15 protein-coding genes and 1 pseudogene are annotated in these 17459 nt (G+C 38.8%); 1 reads left to right on the top strand and 15 read right to left on the bottom strand.

The genetic code is table 11. The features are described from left to right. Positions 1 to 55 precede the first annotated feature (55 nt). The 10 genes and pseudogenes from ACW0TQ_RS10205 to ACW0TQ_RS10160 form a co-directional block, all read right to left on the bottom strand. Positions 56 to 1567, bottom strand: coding sequence for a BCCT family transporter (locus ACW0TQ_RS10205; RefSeq protein WP_256706300.1), 1512 nt, complete (start codon positions 1565 to 1567; stop codon positions 56 to 58). 320 nt (positions 1568 to 1887) lie between these two features. Continuing rightward, a pseudogene (gene namA, locus ACW0TQ_RS10200) lies at positions 1888 to 2896 on the bottom strand (NADPH dehydrogenase NamA). Positions 2897 to 2984: 88 nt separating this feature from the next. After that, positions 2985 to 3326, bottom strand: a complete 342-nt coding sequence (locus tag ACW0TQ_RS10195; RefSeq protein ID WP_256706299.1) for an SDR family oxidoreductase — start codon at positions 3324 to 3326, stop codon at positions 2985 to 2987. A gap of 150 nt (positions 3327 to 3476) precedes the next feature. Continuing rightward, on the bottom strand, positions 3477 to 4529 hold the full coding sequence (locus ACW0TQ_RS10190; protein WP_139089098.1) for a proline racemase family protein: 1053 nt from the start codon (positions 4527 to 4529) through the stop codon (positions 3477 to 3479). 54 nt (positions 4530 to 4583) lie between these two features. Next, positions 4584 to 5681 (bottom strand): alcohol dehydrogenase family protein, encoded by a 1098-nt coding sequence (locus tag ACW0TQ_RS10185; protein ID WP_256706017.1) that lies wholly within the window; start codon positions 5679 to 5681, stop codon positions 4584 to 4586. A 229-nt stretch (positions 5682 to 5910) separates the two neighbouring features. Then, positions 5911 to 7146 carry an NAD(P)/FAD-dependent oxidoreductase gene (locus ACW0TQ_RS10180; protein WP_256706016.1) on the bottom strand — a complete coding sequence of 412 codons (1236 nt, stop codon included), beginning with the start codon at positions 7144 to 7146 and terminating at the stop codon, positions 5911 to 5913. 75 nt (positions 7147 to 7221) lie between these two features. Further along, complete coding sequence (locus tag ACW0TQ_RS10175; RefSeq protein ID WP_042533254.1) at positions 7222 to 7581, bottom strand: Rieske (2Fe-2S) protein; 360 nt, start codon at positions 7579 to 7581, stop codon at positions 7222 to 7224. 108 nt (positions 7582 to 7689) lie between these two features. Then, positions 7690 to 8847 carry an aromatic ring-hydroxylating oxygenase subunit alpha gene (locus ACW0TQ_RS10170; protein ID WP_042533252.1) on the bottom strand — a complete coding sequence of 386 codons (1158 nt, stop codon included), beginning with the start codon at positions 8845 to 8847 and terminating at the stop codon, positions 7690 to 7692. 34 nt (positions 8848 to 8881) lie between these two features. Further along, complete coding sequence (gene pruA, locus ACW0TQ_RS10165) at positions 8882 to 10429, bottom strand: L-glutamate gamma-semialdehyde dehydrogenase (RefSeq protein WP_256706015.1); 1548 nt, start codon at positions 10427 to 10429, stop codon at positions 8882 to 8884. Positions 10430 to 10448: 19 nt separating this feature from the next. Beyond that, positions 10449 to 11489, bottom strand: a complete 1041-nt coding sequence (locus ACW0TQ_RS10160) for an ornithine cyclodeaminase family protein (protein WP_042533248.1) — start codon at positions 11487 to 11489, stop codon at positions 10449 to 10451. A 411-nt stretch (positions 11490 to 11900) separates the two neighbouring features. On the opposite strand from ACW0TQ_RS10160, the gene ACW0TQ_RS10155 reads away from it, so the two are divergent. After that, complete coding sequence (locus ACW0TQ_RS10155; RefSeq protein ID WP_193063826.1) at positions 11901 to 13463, top strand: BCCT family transporter; 1563 nt, start codon at positions 11901 to 11903, stop codon at positions 13461 to 13463. 95 nt (positions 13464 to 13558) lie between these two features. Here the strand turns inward: ACW0TQ_RS10155 and ACW0TQ_RS10150 are convergent, their stop codons facing one another. From ACW0TQ_RS10150 to ACW0TQ_RS10130, 5 genes are all read right to left on the bottom strand, one after another. Beyond that, on the bottom strand, positions 13559 to 14977 hold the full coding sequence (locus ACW0TQ_RS10150; RefSeq protein WP_455725628.1) for an MFS transporter: 1419 nt from the start codon (positions 14975 to 14977) through the stop codon (positions 13559 to 13561). A 51-nt stretch (positions 14978 to 15028) separates the two neighbouring features. Beyond that, positions 15029 to 15649, bottom strand: coding sequence for a nitrite reductase (locus tag ACW0TQ_RS10145; RefSeq protein ID WP_042533244.1), 621 nt, complete (start codon positions 15647 to 15649; stop codon positions 15029 to 15031). 128 nt (positions 15650 to 15777) lie between these two features. Next, entirely contained in the window at positions 15778 to 16056 is a 279-nt protein-coding gene (locus tag ACW0TQ_RS10140; RefSeq protein WP_042533242.1) for a glutaredoxin family protein, read from the bottom strand. Between the two features lie 36 nt (positions 16057 to 16092). Further along, complete coding sequence (locus ACW0TQ_RS10135) at positions 16093 to 16767, bottom strand: hypothetical protein (protein WP_042533240.1); 675 nt, start codon at positions 16765 to 16767, stop codon at positions 16093 to 16095. 99 nt (positions 16768 to 16866) lie between these two features. Next, entirely contained in the window at positions 16867 to 17454 is a 588-nt protein-coding gene (locus ACW0TQ_RS10130; RefSeq protein WP_455725652.1) for a YdhK family protein, read from the bottom strand. Positions 17455 to 17459: the final 5 nt, after the last annotated feature.

Genomic DNA, 17459 nt, shown 5'->3' with positions numbered 1-17459 from the left:
AGCCCCGCCTTAGGTAAGCGTTTACAATTAAACGTTCCTTCTTTTCTTTTTTAAGTCAGCTAACTTCCTTTCCATCTTCTGCATACTCACTTTTTATTTCAGACTCATCTTTCATTAAACCTTTTAAAATTGCGTAACACATGATTAAAATTAATAAAGCAAGCGGCGAAGTGAAGACTATAAGTACTGATTTTGCAGTCTCTAATCCTCCAGCTATAACTAAAATAATTGCATAGCTAAAAAGAACACCTCCCCAGATCAGCTTTATTCTATTAGGCGGGTTAAGGCTCCCCCCTGAACTGAACATTGCTAACACAAAAGCTCCAGAATCTGCTTGTGTGATAAAAAAGACTAAGCTTAACAGCATAACTAGAATGCTTGTGAAAGAACTCATTGGAAAATAATCAAGAAATGCAAATAACGCAGAAGTAACATTTGAACTAACAATATCTCCTAACACTGTATTCCCTAATTCATGTATCAGGTAAATACCTGTACCTCCAAATACAGAAAACCATACAAAACACATCAGTGAAGGCACAACGAGTACTGCCAGCACAAACTCTTTAATTGTTCGTCCTCTGGATACTCTTGCGATAAATGCTCCAACAAACGGAGCACATGACAGCCACCATGCAAGGTAAAACACAGTCCAATTTGAAATCCAATTTTGTTCTTCACTATTAAACGGAGCCAGTCTGGTGCTCATGGATAAAAAATCATTTAAATAACTGCCAGTACCAGTAATAAACACATCAATTATATGTTTAGCCGGTCCGAAACCAAATATAAATAATGTAATCAGAATGGCTAGTATCATATTAAAATTAGAAAGATACTTGATACCACGTTTCAGTCCGGTAACTGCAGACGTCATAAATAATATGGTACCAATGATTATAATTACTATGGAAACAGCTGTTGTATTAGATAATCCCCATAATATATTAGCCCCTTCAGAAATTTGTAGGGCTCCTAATCCAAACGAATTCGCTAAACCGATAGCAGAGATAATGATTACAAATATATCGATGGCGTTTCCGATTGGACCGTATATTCTTTCTTTTAAAAGCGGATAAAAAATAGAACTAAATCTAGCAGGCAGCCCTTTTCTAAATTGAAAGTAAGCCATACCCAGCCCAATAATCCCATATAACCCCCAAGGCTGGAGCCCCCAATGGAAGAAAGTATATTTTATCGCAGTATCCGCAGATTCTGCAGTAGATCCTTCCCCTTGCGGCGGATATAAATAGTGAGTAATTGGTTCAGCAGTTGCCCAAAATACTAAACCTATCGCCATACCGGCTGCAAATAACATTGAGATCCATGAAACAGTGCTGAACTCAGGCTTCTCGGTATCTTTTCCTAATTTAATATTTCCAAATTTCGAAAAAGCTAAATATGCGCATATTCCGACAACGATAAAGCCTGCGAACAAATAAAAAACTCCAAAGTAATTAACGTTAAAACTTAAAAACGTTGGAGCCATTTTTTCTAACCAATTTCTAAATAAGAGACCCAGAACAATTAAACAGCAAGAAATGATTATTGAAACTCTTAAAACGATATGTTGTTTGATAATAATCCTCCTAAACCAATTTAAAAAGTCCCAACTTTCTGACTTATTTTTTTATAGTACAGCTAGATAAATGAATATATTTAGCTAGGTAATCTACTTGAAGTCATGGTCTTTCTTATTTCATTCTGCTTTCCTGAAATAAAATGAATATTAAAAGATTTTTACCCTCAAGCCATCTGTGAAAAAATCCTGCATGTATCTACACGTGCATTTCGTTTTATGACAATATTTAATTCACTAAAGAATCCAACCAAATTATTACTCTTTTATAAAACTTGAAATATATCATATCACTCTCTTAATCTTTTTTATTTCCAGCCGCGATATTGAACCGGCGCCTCAATATCATACCCTAATTCAACGGCTGCCGCTTTTGCCCAATACGGATTCTTTAGTAAGGCTCTCCCGAGTACTACCACATCTGCTCGTTCATTTTGTAATATTTCTTCCGCTTGTATGCCATTTGTGATCAGTCCAACAGCACCAGTAGCAATCATTGTTTCTCGTTTAATTGCTTCACATCGCGGCACTTGATAACCGGGATACGGGTTGATTTCGGCTGGCACAACACCGCCGGAACTGCAATCAATAAGATCGACACCTTGTTTTTTCATTTCATTTGTGAAATAAATCATATTTTCCAAGGATTCCCCTCTTATGGTACTCATCAGTAGAAATTCGTACGAATACAGGTCCGCTCCATTCTTTTTTTACTGCTTCTATAATTTCAGAAAGAAAACGGTAACGATTCTCCTGTGACCCGCCATATTGATCTGTTCGTTTATTTGCTAACGGGGACAAAAATTGGTTGATTAAATATCCATGCGCTCCATGTATTTCCACGACATCAAAAGCTGCTTCCTTTGCACGCCGAGCTGCTTGTCTGAATGCTTCAACTGTTCGTTCGATATCTTCGGCGTCCATTCCAATAGGAACCTTACTTTTACTGTTAAAGCGAAACGAAGAAGGAGCGAAAATGTCAGAGTCTACTACTGCCTTTCTGCCTGCATGGGCTAACTGGATACCTGCTTTTGCTCCATATGCATGTATCTGTTCATTCAAATCCTTTAACCCTTCTACATGAATATCATCCCAAATTCCTAAATCCTCCACAGAAATACGCCCTTCTGGCTGAACTGCGGTTGCTTCCGTGATAATCAGTCCAACCTGACCGACTGCCCGGCTCGCTAAATGTGTCAAGTGAAAGGGTGTGATGATTCCATCTTCTTTACATGAGTACATACACATCGGTGACATAACAATTCTATTCTTTATCTCCATGCCACGAAATGTTATTGGTGTGAATAATTTGGGCATATTCAGTCTTTTGCTCTCCTTTTTCAGTTTCTCATATCGATTAACTAAATGATTCATTTTGCAGGGGTTAAAATTGTACCCCCTGCATCTAGATATTTTTTAGCGCTTCTTTTATTTCTGTCTCACCTGTAACAAGGTCAAATGCACGGTGATATGTTTTTTCTTCATTTAAAGCTGCAACAGCAGTCTGTGCTACGTCTTCTCGCGGAATTGTATCTCTAACTACATAATCTGCTGCCTTAATTTTTCCTGTACCCGGTTCATTTAACAAACCGCCCGGGTGGAGAATCGTGTAATTCAAACCACTCGCTTGAAGGAACCTGTCCGCATAATGTTTTGCAACTGGGTTACAAAATGTTTTCCAATTTGACCATTTGCTCCTATTACAAGAACTTTCATGTAATACTCCCCGCCCTCTCTTTAAATTCAGTTTAAATATGAGGTTGTTTATGCCGGCCTTTGATTCATCCCTTATTATCTCTCCAGTAATACCAGAATTTATTATTCTTAGCTAACAGATCAAAATGAACTGGCTGTAATTATTTAATTAACCAAACACCATTCCCAATATTCCGAACATTCACCATAAATCTCCTACGGTATATCCTTCTGTGAATGGATCCGTTTCATCTAAAATATACTTTGTAAATCCATAAATCCATGCTTGCCCGCCTACTTTTATGCGGATAGCATCCCTTTCCCCAACTTTTGAGGTTCCCGAAATATTTCCTTCAAAAATAATACCAATCAGCCCTTCATTTCTCCATCTGTCGCCTACTTTTAATTCTCCCTTGGCGTATTTAACAGCTATTAGGGCAGAAGTTCCAGTCCCGCATGCACATCTATCCAGAGCACCAGTCCATGTACTTTCGTCATTAAAATCAATCTCACCGGTATACATCGTATTTACAATTGTAGAATCAGCATCTGGATTATCTGTCGGCCCGTGCATTATGGAAATCGTAATCCCAATACCTGGATAATCCGGATGTTCAGGGACTTCAAGCTGTTCCTTTGCTGCTTGTGTACAAAGAGCAGAAATTCTTGTTATTTCTTTCCCTTGATCCGGTACAAGCTCAAGCCAATCAAATTGTCTGCTATTTATAATGCAATAATACATTCCGCCCCAGGCCACATCGACTTTTACTTTACCAAGGGTAGGAACATCAATCTCTGCATCGATATGGACCGCATAAGATGCCACATTATCAAAATAAACCTGCGTTACTTTACCATCTTTACAATCTGCTGTAATAGGAATGACTCCTGCAGGTGCTTCAAGAGCAAACTTTGTTACAGGCTCCTGCATTGGTATCATACCAGTTTCCAAAAGTGCTGTCGCAACACTTATTGTATTACCGCCTGACATCATAGGATATTCCAGCTGTTCCATTATAATATATCCCGCAGCTGCATCAGGATGCTTGGCAGGCACAATAAGGTTACAACAAATAGGCGGGTATCCTCTGGGCTCCCTAAGCATCAATTTTCTCAGCTGATCATCATTTTTTTCAAGCCAAAGCGCTTGCTCATATACTGATTTTCCCGGAATTGTCGGAATCCCTGACGTAACAACCCTCATAGGTAATCCGGCATGCACTTCTATCGCATCAAACGATCTTTTAATTCTCACAGGAAATCCCCCCTATAGACAGCTTTTTCATTCTTAATTATTAATCGCGTGTAACTATTTCGCAGTAACATCGATTATAAATTTACCAGCTAGTGTTTTAGACAAGAAAGCTTTTTGAGCTTCTACAATATCTTTTAATGGAAATTCTTTTGCTATGGCTGGTTTGATTTTCCCTTCTTCAATATAACGAATCAGATTCTGGAAGGCTTCTTTTGTTTGATAGGTACTACCAAACAAACTTAAATCTTTTAAATAAAGATCCCGAACATCAAGCTCTACAAGCGGCCCGCCAATTGCTCCAATAACGCCGTATTTTCCGCCTTTCTTCAAAACTTCTAAAAGCTCCGGCCACATCTTTCCGGCAGCTACGTCTAAAACGACATCCACCTTCATTTTTCCAATTTTTTCAACGTAGCTGTCCCCTCGATAGATTATTTCATCAGCGCCGTAGCTTTTAACTCTTTCTACTTTATCACTGCCGCAAACAGCAATAACCTTCGCACCTCTTACTTTCACTAACTGTACGAGTGCAGCGCCAACGCCCCCTGAAGCACCAGTTACCAGAACGACATCATCTTTTTCGACTCCCACTCTGGAAATAAGGTTTTCAGCGGTTCCATATGAACAAGGAAAAGTGGCAAGTTCCTTATCAGATAAACTGGAATTGATTACAAAAGCTTCTTCTGCCAGTACAGTTGCATATTCGGCAAAAGCACCATCACATTCTGAACCAAATGTAATTGATTCTAAACCATTTTCACTTGTTTCTCTTTGTTGAACGGAACGTATTAGTATTCTTTCGCCAAGTCTGTCTTGACTGACACCTTCTCCGACAGCTACTATAATGCCGCAGCCATCTGCTCCCTGAATCCTCGGGAACTCCATCGCCTTCCCGAGCCATGAACCATCATCTGTTACTTCTTCCTTGAATCCTGATGCTCCGCCTTCATTCGTTTCTGATTTTACACTTTTTGAATACCACCCTATACGCGTGTTCACATCTGTATTATTTACAGCTGCTCCGCCAATTTTCACCAGTACTTCTCCTGCTTTTGGAGTTGGTACATCAATATCTGTACGGTATTCTAACTTTTCAAACCCGCCATTTCCTGTTAAATATACTCCACGCATTTTTTTTGGTATTGTATTCATCGTTTCTCTCCTTTTAAAACATTTCACTATGCCAGCTAGTATTAATCTAAATTAAAAAACATTCTAAATACTTGGATGACAAAATTTCATCCAACGTATTTCTTTTCAATTCTGAGGAATAATATAAATAATATTACTCCATATTTTCTACATTTTAGGAAGTTGTTTTTTGAAATTTATTATTCCTCAGAGCTGCTTTTTAATTTCACCTTTATGAAGAAGGATAACCTTAATCCACCTCTACATACATACACTCTTTCAATTTTATATCCGTATTAGGTAATAGCTCTGGAACTACAGGCTTCTGCTGGTTAATTAATCTGCGCACTGCCAAAGCATTTTTGGGTTGATTTACGAGTAAAGCCGCCTCGATTACATTACTTTTATTTAGATAAAAATAGCTAAATTCCTTATCTTCTACATTTCCCCGTAACACTGTCGTTTCCCAATTTTTCGTATGTCCAAAATATTGTAACCGGTAATCGTATTGATCGGACCAAAAATATGGAACGGTAGAATAAGAGGTTTGCTCTCCTCCCAGCATATTTTTCGCAACACATTTACCATGATTGATTGCATGGTCCCAATGTTCTATGTGAATGTTATTTCCTAAAAATGGCCACATCGCGCAATCCCCGGCAGCATATACATTTGGTAATGATGTCTCACCAAATTCATTAACGATATAACCACTGTCAATCTGTAATTCTTTATCAAGCAATGCTGTATTTGGAATAACTCCGACACCTACAATGACTGCCTGGCATGGAATGGTTTTCCCTTTCTCTGTCAGAACTTCTTCAACCTGTGTCTCTCCATTAAATTGTACAACGGTATCTTCCATAATAGCTTCTACGCCTTCAGCTTGATGCATTTGAAGGAAATATTCTCCCATTTCGTCACCTAGAATGTGAGCTAAAGGGAGTGGTGCACGCTCCAACAAAGTTACTTCTTTACCCAGCTTTTTGAATGAAGATGCAAGCTCTGCTCCAATAAAACCTGCTCCAACAATAGCAATCTGTTGAATATCATCCAAATTCCCCCTTATTGCTTTTGCATCAGACAATGTCTTCAAATAGTGAACACCTTCCAGATCAGATCCTTGTATCGGCAACCTTCTTAAGCTGGAACCTGTCGTTAATAAAAGCTTATCCCAGTTTATTGTTTCTCCATCTGATAAAACGGCGCTTTGCTTCTCTGAATCAATCGAAACGATTTCAACACCAAGCTTCAAATCGATTTGCAGCTCTTCAAGATTTTCTTGCGTATGCAAAGCGATATCCGTTTCTGTGGATTCACCCAGCATAAATTCCTTTGAAAGCGGCGGGCGGTCATACGGCAGCTCTGTATCTCGGTCAATTAACACAATTCGGCCTTCATACTCCTCATTACGCAGCGCTTCGGCTGCATGTATTCCTGCTATACCAGCTCCGATAATCATAATCGTTTCAGCAGAATTAGTCATCTTTCATCCTCTCCAATCTTCTTTAAAACGGAATATATTTTACATTTCTGTATCATATTAAATTATTTCGCTTCATCATTCTCCATATATATCCAAAGCTTTTATCCATATCGAGCCGTCTTGTTCCATTACGTCATAGACAGACAATGGCGTAACAGCTGGCCCCTCTAATACAGAGCCGTCGCGAATGTCAAAACAAGCAAAGTGAAGCGGGCAATATAAACAATGGTCCTCTAGTTCCCCATCCACCATTTCTGAATAGGCATGCGAACAAATGCCATCTACCGCATACACGGAACCGTCTACTCTTGCCAGAACTACGGTTTCTTTTCCAAGAAATATATCAATCATTTCCCCTTCTTTAACTGAATCACTTGCTGCTGCAAAGGTATACTTATTTTCCTCTAACGGAAGGTTTTCTGTCTGATTTGTCATTTTTTTATCTCCCTCCTCGATAGCTTCTCAAAACGAAAACAGTGTTTTTGGAAGAAGGGATATAATGATGTTAAAATCGTCTCCCACCACTATATCCCTACCTATCGTTTAGTTCTTTTCCATTTCGTCCTGCACGTACTTCTTAAAATTGGCAACTCGCCAGTCAATTGGCGTCAGCGTGCCGCCATCTTTATATGATCTGGATTCATTTCCTTGCTGTGCAAGTGCGCAAGCCTCCCAATCCTCTTGACAGGTTACATCCCAGAATTCAACTGCATCATCGATATATGCGTCATCTTTTTCTAAAACATCCGGGTCAAACAACCAGTATCCTTTCACCACAGATTCATCTGCTTTAATCGGGAAGATTGCCGCAATAAATACATAGTCAGAAGCCATGCAGATATAAGAATGCGGGAAAATATGCAAATAAGCAATTTTACGCTGATCCTCTTCACTTAATCCAGGGAATACAGGCCGGTAAGCTTTCCCGTCTACATTCACGCGCTCAAATCCAGGATTTAATCCCATAGATCCAACGTGTTTGATAACCTTTGTTTCCGGCACCTCTTCATCAACCCATTGTCTAGGCTGCATTGGCGGAGTTGCTTTGCTTAATTCCGGATGAATCGTGCCGCAATGATAGCATTCCTCTGCGTTATCCATTAACAATTTCCAATTTGCTTTTACATTATAGGTTCCTGTTTTACCAATTTTCAGTCTGTGCATTTGGTATTGCTCATAAATAGACCAGGATTCTGGCAAATTAAAACTCTCTTTTAGTGAAGGAGCTTCTGAATCCGCATTGATCCAAATAAATCCATCCCATGTTTCTGTTCTTATGCTAACCAGGGAATGCTCACTTCTATCAAAGCCTTCATCTTCATCCGAAATATTTGGCGCTTTTGTCAATTCACCAGTATCCCCACTATACATCCAGCTATGATAAGGGCAGATGATTCTCCCTCTAGGGAAGTTTCCTGCCTCTGTCGTACACAAGCGGGAACCGCGATGGCGGCAGACATTATAGTACGTATTAATTTCGCCATCTGAACCGCGGGTAACAATAAAATTCTCATGTGCAATCTGAACTGTCTTATAATCGCCGCTGTTCGGGATTTCTTCTTCTCTTCCTGCAAGCAGCCATGTCTTAAACCATATTTTCTCTAACTCTTCATGAAAGTGATTCGGATCATAATAATCACTCCCTGGAGACGTAGGCTCAAACTTTGCGTAACTTGGAAAACCGCCTTCAATTGATTTCATACTATTAACCTCCCATTTTAAATAGATTTATAAGTTAAAAATTTTCAGCAATTGTTTTTGCTTGCACAAAATGCAATAAATACTCTAAAGTTCCTGTTTTCTCCCCAGTACCGGACATATAATAACCGCCAAATGGCTGGATTCCTACTAATGCTCCTGTACATTTACCGTTTAAAAATAAATTTCCGCATTCCATTTTTCTTCGAGCATAGGAGATTTGTTCACGATTGTTCGTATATAAAGCTCCTGTCAATCCAAACTGAGTATCATTATATACATCGATTCCTTCTTCAACACTCGATGCTTTGCATATAGCCAGAACCGGCCCAAAAATTTCCTCTTTCATTATCCTTGATCCTGGAGCGACATCTTTGAAAATGGTTGGCGTAATATAATACCCTTCCGTATTATCACTGTTGCCGCCAAAAGCCAGTTTTCCTTCTTCTTTCCCAATTTCTATATATTCGTTGATATTTTTAAACGCTTTATCATCAATCACAGGACCAATTGGATTATTTTCAGTACCTGGGCCGACATGAAGTTTTTTCGTACGTTCAACAATTTTATCAACCATTTCATCGTAAACGCTCTCATGAATGATAGCTCTGGAGCCCGCAGAACACTTTTGTCCTTGGTAACCAAATGCCGATGTTACAATTCCATCTGCAGCAGCGTCTAAATCTGCTGATTCATCTACAACAATACCGTTCTTTCCGCCCATTTCAGCAACAACCCGCTTTACCCAGCGTTGATTTGGTATTCTTTTATGAGCCAATTCATCGATGTGCAGACCTGCTTCCATGGAACCGGTAAACGAAATAAAATTGATATCTCTGTGTGTTACTAAATCGTCCCCTATTTCTCTGGAGGAACCTGGAATATAATTAATAACTCCATCAGGAACACCTGCTTCATGCATGATTTCCATAAATTTAGCTGCTACGATTGGAGTCAAGGAAGCTGGCTTCAATAGTACAGTATTGCCGGTAACGATGGCGGACACAGTCATTCCCGTAACAATTGCCAACGGGAAATTCCAAGGAGAAATGACAGCTCCAACCCCAAGCGGCTTATATTCAAGATGGTTTTCAATCCCCGGTATGGTAACCAGATTTTCTCCCTGTTCAAGCTTGATGGCTTTACGAGCATACATTTCCAGAAAATCAATTGCCTCGTTAATTTCTCCATCAGCTTCCGCCCAATTTTTACCTGCTTCATATATTTGCCAGGCAACCAATTCCGGTTTGCGCCGCTCCATAATTTTAGCTGCTTTGAATAAATAACGGGCCCTTTCCAGGAAAGTTATAGCGCCCCAGCCTTCATGTGCTTTTTTGGCAGCAGTTATTGCTTCTTCAATATCTTCTTTACCAGCTTGGCTAACATAACCGATCACTTCATGATGGGAAGCCGGATTATAAGAAGCCAGTTTGTTTTCTTTTGAAACTTCTTTTCCTCCAATAATCAGAGGATATTCCTTGCCAAATTCTGTTCTTACATATTCTAAATTTTTATTTAATGCTTCTCGATTTTCAGATTTTCCCCAATCTGTCGGCATATCGTTTTTAAATGGTGTGATAGGCAATAAAGACACCTCCTAAAGATTAATACATTGCAGGCTCAGACCATAATTTCACTGGAGTACCTAATCCGCGCTCTTTCGCATTTTGATAAATCTGATAGCTGTTTGCTGTATCTGTTGCGCAAATACCCAGTGTTACAAAGAAGATGCTGTCATCGTCATTTTCCCGAATAACTTTATCTCCTTTAATTACCTGACCTAATTCAATAATATCGTCCTGAGCTAATTTACCAGCTTTTGTAAGTTCAGATAAAGGATATTTATCATCTTTTAAACGGAGCTTATAATCCATGCAATATTTATTAAATCCTTCTAAAATAGCTTCGTTTTTATGATCCCACATCGACACTCCAGAGTGGAAAGATCCTTTTTTAATCCATTCTTTCGGAATATATTCATTTCCTAAGTTGACGTTTGTTGCTGTATATACAATATCAGATTGCGCTACCGCCTGTTCTACATCTTTACAGATTTCAAAATTATAGCCTAAATGCTTCCATCTATCAGCGAATTGTTTTGCGCGATCCTCATTCATGTCATATAGTCGTACGGTTTTAATATTTTTCATTACTTTGCTTGTTGCCTCGATATGAGCATTTTGAATAACACCGCATCCTACTAATCCAAGTACTTCCGAGTCTGGACGGGCACAATACTTCGCTCCTAGAGCACTGGAAGCCCCTGTACGTAAAGCGCTTACAATCGTATCATCCATAACCGCAAATGGATATCCTGTATCTTCATTATAAAGAATAATCATTCCATTTGATCTTGGTGTCTGTCTTTCTACCGGGTTCAAAGGATTACTCGGGATACCTTTAACAGCAGCAACACGCATTTCTTCTGAACGGATCAAAGCAGCGTGTACACCAATTCTTTTACCTGAGTAGTTTCCTTCTTCCCATAACAGGTGTAATAATTCTGGTTCAACCACTTTATCTTCTGCCAACCATAAATTTACTTTTTCTACATATTCCAGAATCATATCCATATCTTTTGCGCCGCTTTCAATACATTCCTCTTGAGACAACCATAAAACGTCTACTTCTTTAGAATTACTCATTAAACAAACACTTCCTTTTTTTTATTTTTTAGTTAACTTTCATTTAAGTAAAGATATTTCGTTCTTTTGGTTAATGTTCTATGCTATTTCTCATAAATCCCTTCTTTCAGATAATCAAGTTTGAAAAGTTAATTACGGTTATATTATAATCATGATTATTAATAAATGCAATACTTTATTTATTAAAAATTTATAAAAAATTATTTGTATTCAATCATGATTATGATATAATCTTGATTGTGTAAGCGATTCCAATTATATCTATTAATTACATTTAAGTCTAGTATTTGTTTTTTAAGGAAGTGATTTTAAACTTATAACTACTACTAAAATTTGTTAAAATTACCATAAGACGAGCTGGGATAATTTGTCGGATTACTTTAGGGAGTATTGAAACTGGGAGGAGATTTTTTGTTTAAGGAAAATAGCGTTCTTAGTATATCTTTAATATTAAGTATTTTGTTTGTAATCATCGGGGTTGCTTTTAATGATTGGCTAGGGCAGAAAGCATCTGTATTTTTGAATTTTACAGTCACTTATTTCAACTGGTTTTATTTACTTGTAGGCACTATATTTGTAGGGTTTTGTCTTTTTCTAATGTTTTCGAAATATGGAAAGACACGGTTAGGAAAAGACACTGATAAGCCTGCTTATAGTACGTTGTCATGGATTTCCATGCTGTTCAGTGCAGGCATGGGGGTTGGTTTGGTGTTTTGGGCAGTTGCTGAACCAGTTTCACATTATATAACACCTCCAACTGGAGAAGGTGCAACAGCAGAAGCTGCCACCGAAGCAATGAAAGCCACCTTTTTTCATTGGGGGATGCACCCTTGGGCATTATTCGGAACTGTAGCTTTAGGTTTAGCTTATTTTCATTTTCGAAAAGGGCTTCCACCTTCCATAAGTTCTATTTTTTATCCGTTGTTGGGGAATCGGATTTATGAAACTCCTGGCAAAATAATTGATATTGTTTCTGTATTTATCACTGCAGTTGGTGTAGCTAGTACATTTGGATTAAGTACTTTACAAATTAACAATGGAATGAATGCTCAATGGGGAGTGCCCATTACATTCCCTATTCAAATGCTTATCATCGGATTTGCTACTTTGTTATTTATTATTTCCTCGTGGTCAGGATTAAATCGGGGATTGAAATATTTATCTTACTTCAACATAGTACTTTTAGCTTTTGTTGTGTCTATCATACTTATCCTAGGGCCTACCAGACAAATCTTTGAAATACTGATCTCCACTACAGGAAGTTATGTAGGAAGTATACTGCCTACGAGTCTTCGGATGGAACCTTTTAATAGTGAAGGAAGCAATTGGATAGGCACATGGACGGTGTTCTACTGGGCCTGGTGGACCACATGGTCTCCTTTTGTAGGCTCATTTGTGGCCAGAATTTCGAAGGGAAGAACCATTAAGGAATTTGTTTTGGGCGTATTATTAGTACCCTCCTTGATATCCTTTATCTGGTTTTCAGTTCTCGGAGGCAGTGCTATTCATTTAATTCATGATTTAGGCAACAGCCAATTAGCGGAAACGATAAACGCAAATGTAGACGGAGCTTTGTTTGCTTTTCTAAGTGAATTCCCACTGGGCAACTTTTTAAGCATATTGGCTCTCTTGCTAATTTTTATTTTCTTTATCACCTCAGCAGATTCCGCTACATTTGTATTAGGGATGCTGAGCAGCAATGGTAAACCAAATCCGTCAAGAAATCTTAAAATAACATGGGGACTAATCACTGCAGGGTCTGCTGTCGTTTTCCTATTAGCCGGCGGACTGGAAGCAGTCAGAACAATAGCTATCGTCATAGCCACCCCATTTACCATTATTACTGTTTTTATTTGCTGGGCAGTGCTGAAAGAGTTAAGAAATGAAGATAAAATTAGACACTCTAAAATCGCAAATAAAAAATATAAAGTGGCTCGATATAGTGATTACAATTATAAATCCCGCGCTAAATAAGTGTACAAGTTATACAGAGAACATTTAGGATCAACATTGTAAAAAAAGATTCCATCTATCAAAATATGATAGATGGAATCTTTTTGTGTTCACCATTATTTTTTGGATTGAATAAACAACAACGCCAACACAGCTCCAACGAAAGCAAACATACCTGCCCAGAAGAAGCCTTGCTGGAAACCTTCATTCAGAGCAACGACTGAATCAGCAACGTCACTCGCTCTGGTTGCTGCACCGGCAATCGCAACCATAATTGATAGACCAATGGCAGAGCCGATTTGGAAGTTCGTATTGTATAAACCGGAAGCAAGCCCTGATTTTTTGGGCTCTACTTCTGATACAGACGCTGTTGTAGAAGCTAAATAAGCAAGTGCATTTCCAAGCGCTGCAACAAATGAAGGGATTAATACACTTATAAAGTAAGTGCCATCCACTGTTGCAAATTGTGAAAATAAAATATTACCCAATCCGAGAATCACAAAACCTGTAGCCATCGTCATTTTTATACCTAACTTAGCCAATACCTTTTCAGCTACGACGATCATGAAGAATGCCATAAATAATGGCACAGGCAATACTGCCATTGCGCCGGCTGTCGGAGAGTACTGTAACACTTGCTGCAGATAAAGAATCAACATATATATTAACGGGAACCATGCTGCCTGTGTTAAAAAGACACCGATATTACCAATACCTAAGTCAGGTGTTTTAAATATATTAAGTGGTAGTAGCGCTTCTTTCATCTTGGATTCTACAAGAAGGAAAATCAGAAACAGAACAACACCTGCAATAAGCGAAATCATAACATTGCTTGATGTCCAGCCGCTGTGTTCCGCTGATACAATGCCATAAACAAGCAACATCAGAGATGCTGTGACTAGAACAGCTCCGACATAATCAATACGTCCTTTCAATCGTTGACCAGATTTTTGTAATAGTTTAGGACTGAAAATCAAAACGATAATGCTCAATGGTACATAGATGAACAATGTCCAGCGCCAGCCGAGTGTCCCAGTTAAAAGTCCGCCAAATACAATTCCGAATGCCCCGCCTGCTGCCCCCGATAAGCCCCAAAAAGCAAGTGCTTTTGCTTTTTCAGCCGAGCTGAAACTAAATAGCCGCATAACCATAGATAGAGCTGAAGGGGCAATTAAAGCGGAACCCAAGCCTTGAATTCCACGGAATATATTTAGACTTAGCTCGCTCCAGGCTAAACCAGCAAATAAAGATGAAACTGCCAAAATTAGAACACCCAAGCTAAAAATACGGCGATTGCCATATAGATCGGCTAATTTACCTCCTAATAACAGGAAGCCTCCAAATATGAGCAGAAATGCACTCATTACCCATTGTAAGCTTTCTTGCGTATAACCGAGTGTTTTCTGAATGGACGGTAAAGCAATTTGGATAATAGACGCATCCATGATTACAAGGAAGTTCGCAAAACATAAGAGAAACAGTGCTTTCCACCGTTTAGGATCTAGTTGTGAGATGGTATTTGTATGTGTAGACATCGTTGTATTACCTCCAATAGTGCATGTACCTAATCATCATAAAGATGCTATTTATATATTTATCAATTGATCTTTCCCGATTCTTCTCCAGAATTTAAAGAAAGGCTCTCTTTTCTTGCCAAGCTGTGAATAATTTTCAATAATTCTCTCTACAATTTCGTATAGCTCTTCCGGCTCCAGGTCCTCTTTCAGAAGCATCCCCACTTCTGCATCAAAGCCCTTGCCCTTTCCACCTACATATAAATTGTACTGATCCTTGAATTTCATAACGCCTATATCGCTGACCATTGGTTCTCCACAGCCAATCGGACAGCCTGTATAAGCCATTTTTAATGTGAAAGGAACCTGTTTGCCGGCAAATCGTTTATTAAGTTCTTTTGCTACAGGCATCCCTTCTCTTTCTTCCCCTTTACAGAAATTGCAGGTTCTCAAGCTCTTAACGTAATTTCCCACTGGATAACAAGCCAATCCGGCACTTTCAAATTCCTTTATAATTTCTTCTTTATCACTTTCCGGTATTTCGATATAAAGCTGTTGAAAAGTGGTTAATTCCAGCTCTTCATTTTCATCCATATATTTAGAGATGGTCAGCAGCTGGTTGGCATTTAATTTTGATCCGAATCCGATACCTCCATTGACGGCGATTTTAATCTTTTTTCCATCACTCTCCATATAAACTCCCCCCTCTTTATACTTTTTCATCATTTTTATACAATACATTGGTAAGGTATTTTTAATGACAGAAAAGAAATGGACTCCATAAAGAAATAAAATCTCTTTACGGAATCCATTTCTTTCTCTTAGCTGACTTCTAACAGCTTTTTGATTTCTTCTTTATTTTGCTCAAACCCGGTCATGCTTTTCGCTTTTTTCCTTAAACCCAGCATAGACGATCGAGAAAAAACAATACCGGGAACGATTCTATTTCCTGTTATCTTTTTTAATTCCTTCTCTTTTTCGGGCTGTTTCGCTAAGTCATATTGTTTATGCGGGATTTGATGTTCTTCCAAAAAGTTTTTCAAATCCTGGCAATCTGAGCAAGTTGGTCTAGTATAAATCTCCAAATGATATGCAGTCATTTGCAAAATTACCTCCTCCAAATATGATGACATTAATTATTTACTTACTTCAATATTGAATGAATAAGTGTGTACCTTATTACCGAATTCAAATTCTGCCCAAATTTTATACATTCCCTGCTTTGGAAAATGAGCATGGAATGTGGTTGTGTCGTCAGAATCTGGATGAACATGGATATATTGTTCTGCTGCTTCATCTACAATGACTACATGCCCTAAAGCACCTAAATGCGGTTCAGGAGTTTCTCCATGCATATTAAAATCTAAGGGTACTGCTTTTCCGGTCTCTGCTTTGACGTCATCTAACGTAACGGTTTTACCATCTACTTCTTTTGTCCAATCATCATCAGGGTTTAAGGCAGCTTTTCCTGTTTCCTCCGTTCCTACTTGCACAGGACTTGGAGCTACCTGATATGCTTTTTCCTTTGGTGTAATATCAACAAAGGCTTTGTACGTACCATCCTTTAAAGGCTGGTTAATGGTATAATGGCCTTCCTGCTCTTTTTCCGGATGCAAATGATAATACTGCTCTAAATCATTCGATACCATAATAAAATGCATTTCTTTTTCATGTGCTAAAGCCAGTTCCGGCGCTTTTCCGGCATTATCCTCTAAGGCGATAGATATTTTTCCGTCCTTATACGTTACATCTACTTTTACCTCTGATTCACCTGAATGATTATGGTGGTGATGGTGATGACTATGATCCATATTTACTTCCTCCTTTGATTTTTTCATATGATGATATACTGTGTTTTCATTGGTCTCGACAGATTTTATGAGGAGAACTTTATAAAAAGAGGTTACCTCTTAATTTGCCGGTGATAACTCTTCCTCTGTTACCCATTTATGGTATTGAACTTCTTCTCCAGTATCTGTGGTTTCAAAATCAACCATATAGACAGTGATTTCATCTGCCGAATCGATTTCCACATGAGCACCGTCCATTCCTTCCATATGATCGGCATTCAATACAACCTCCGTACCAGGATCTAATGGGGCAGCATCTGGATTTTCCAACTCTTCATGGATGACCCACTTATGATTCTCGATCTTCTTTCCATCTTCTGTCGTATAAGATACGGTGTAAACCGTTGTATCAAATGCACCGGAGACTTCCGCAACAGCACCATCCATTCCTGGCATATGATCGGCACTTATGATTGCCTCACTGCCGATTTCAAATGTCGGTTCCTTTGCTTCTTGAAGACCTGCAGGGATGTCTCCAGAACTGGACATTTCTTCAGCTGAATGATCCATCCCTTCATGCTCATGCTCATCTGCGTGTTCATCGTGTCCCATTTCTCCGCTTGCCAGCGGGTTTTGCCCAGTAATAATCGCAAACGCTGCGAAAACAGCCACTACATAGATAATCCCTAAGGAAACCCACTTCTTAATGGACA

The sequence above is a fragment of the Oceanobacillus sp. M60 genome (assembly GCF_053839645.1).
Note: the sequence above shows the minus strand (reverse complement) of the source record. Positions and strands in the feature narration are given on the sequence as shown.

Excerpts from the sequence above, each read along its gene's own strand:
- ACW0TQ_RS10150 (WP_455725628.1), bottom strand. The coding sequence starts at position 14,977 with ATGTCTACACATACAAATACCATCTCACAACTAGATCCTAAACGGTGG.
- ACW0TQ_RS10140 (WP_042533242.1), bottom strand. The coding sequence starts at position 16,056 with ATGACTGCATATCATTTGGAGATTTATACTAGACCAACTTGCTCAGAT.
- ACW0TQ_RS10175 (WP_042533254.1), bottom strand. The coding sequence starts at position 7,581 with ATGACAAATCAGACAGAAAACCTTCCGTTAGAGGAAAATAAGTATACC.
- ACW0TQ_RS10180 (WP_256706016.1), bottom strand. The coding sequence starts at position 7,146 with ATGACTAATTCTGCTGAAACGATTATGATTATCGGAGCTGGTATAGCA.
- ACW0TQ_RS10145 (WP_042533244.1), bottom strand. The coding sequence starts at position 15,649 with ATGGAGAGTGATGGAAAAAAGATTAAAATCGCCGTCAATGGAGGTATC.
- ACW0TQ_RS10170 (WP_042533252.1), bottom strand. The coding sequence starts at position 8,847 with ATGAAATCAATTGAAGGCGGTTTTCCAAGTTACGCAAAGTTTGAGCCT.
- ACW0TQ_RS10135 (WP_042533240.1), bottom strand. The coding sequence starts at position 16,767 with ATGGATCATAGTCATCACCATCACCACCATAATCATTCAGGTGAATCA.
- ACW0TQ_RS10185 (WP_256706017.1), bottom strand. The coding sequence starts at position 5,681 with ATGAATACAATACCAAAAAAAATGCGTGGAGTATATTTAACAGGAAAT.
- ACW0TQ_RS10160 (WP_042533248.1), bottom strand. The coding sequence starts at position 11,489 with ATGAGTAATTCTAAAGAAGTAGACGTTTTATGGTTGTCTCAAGAGGAA.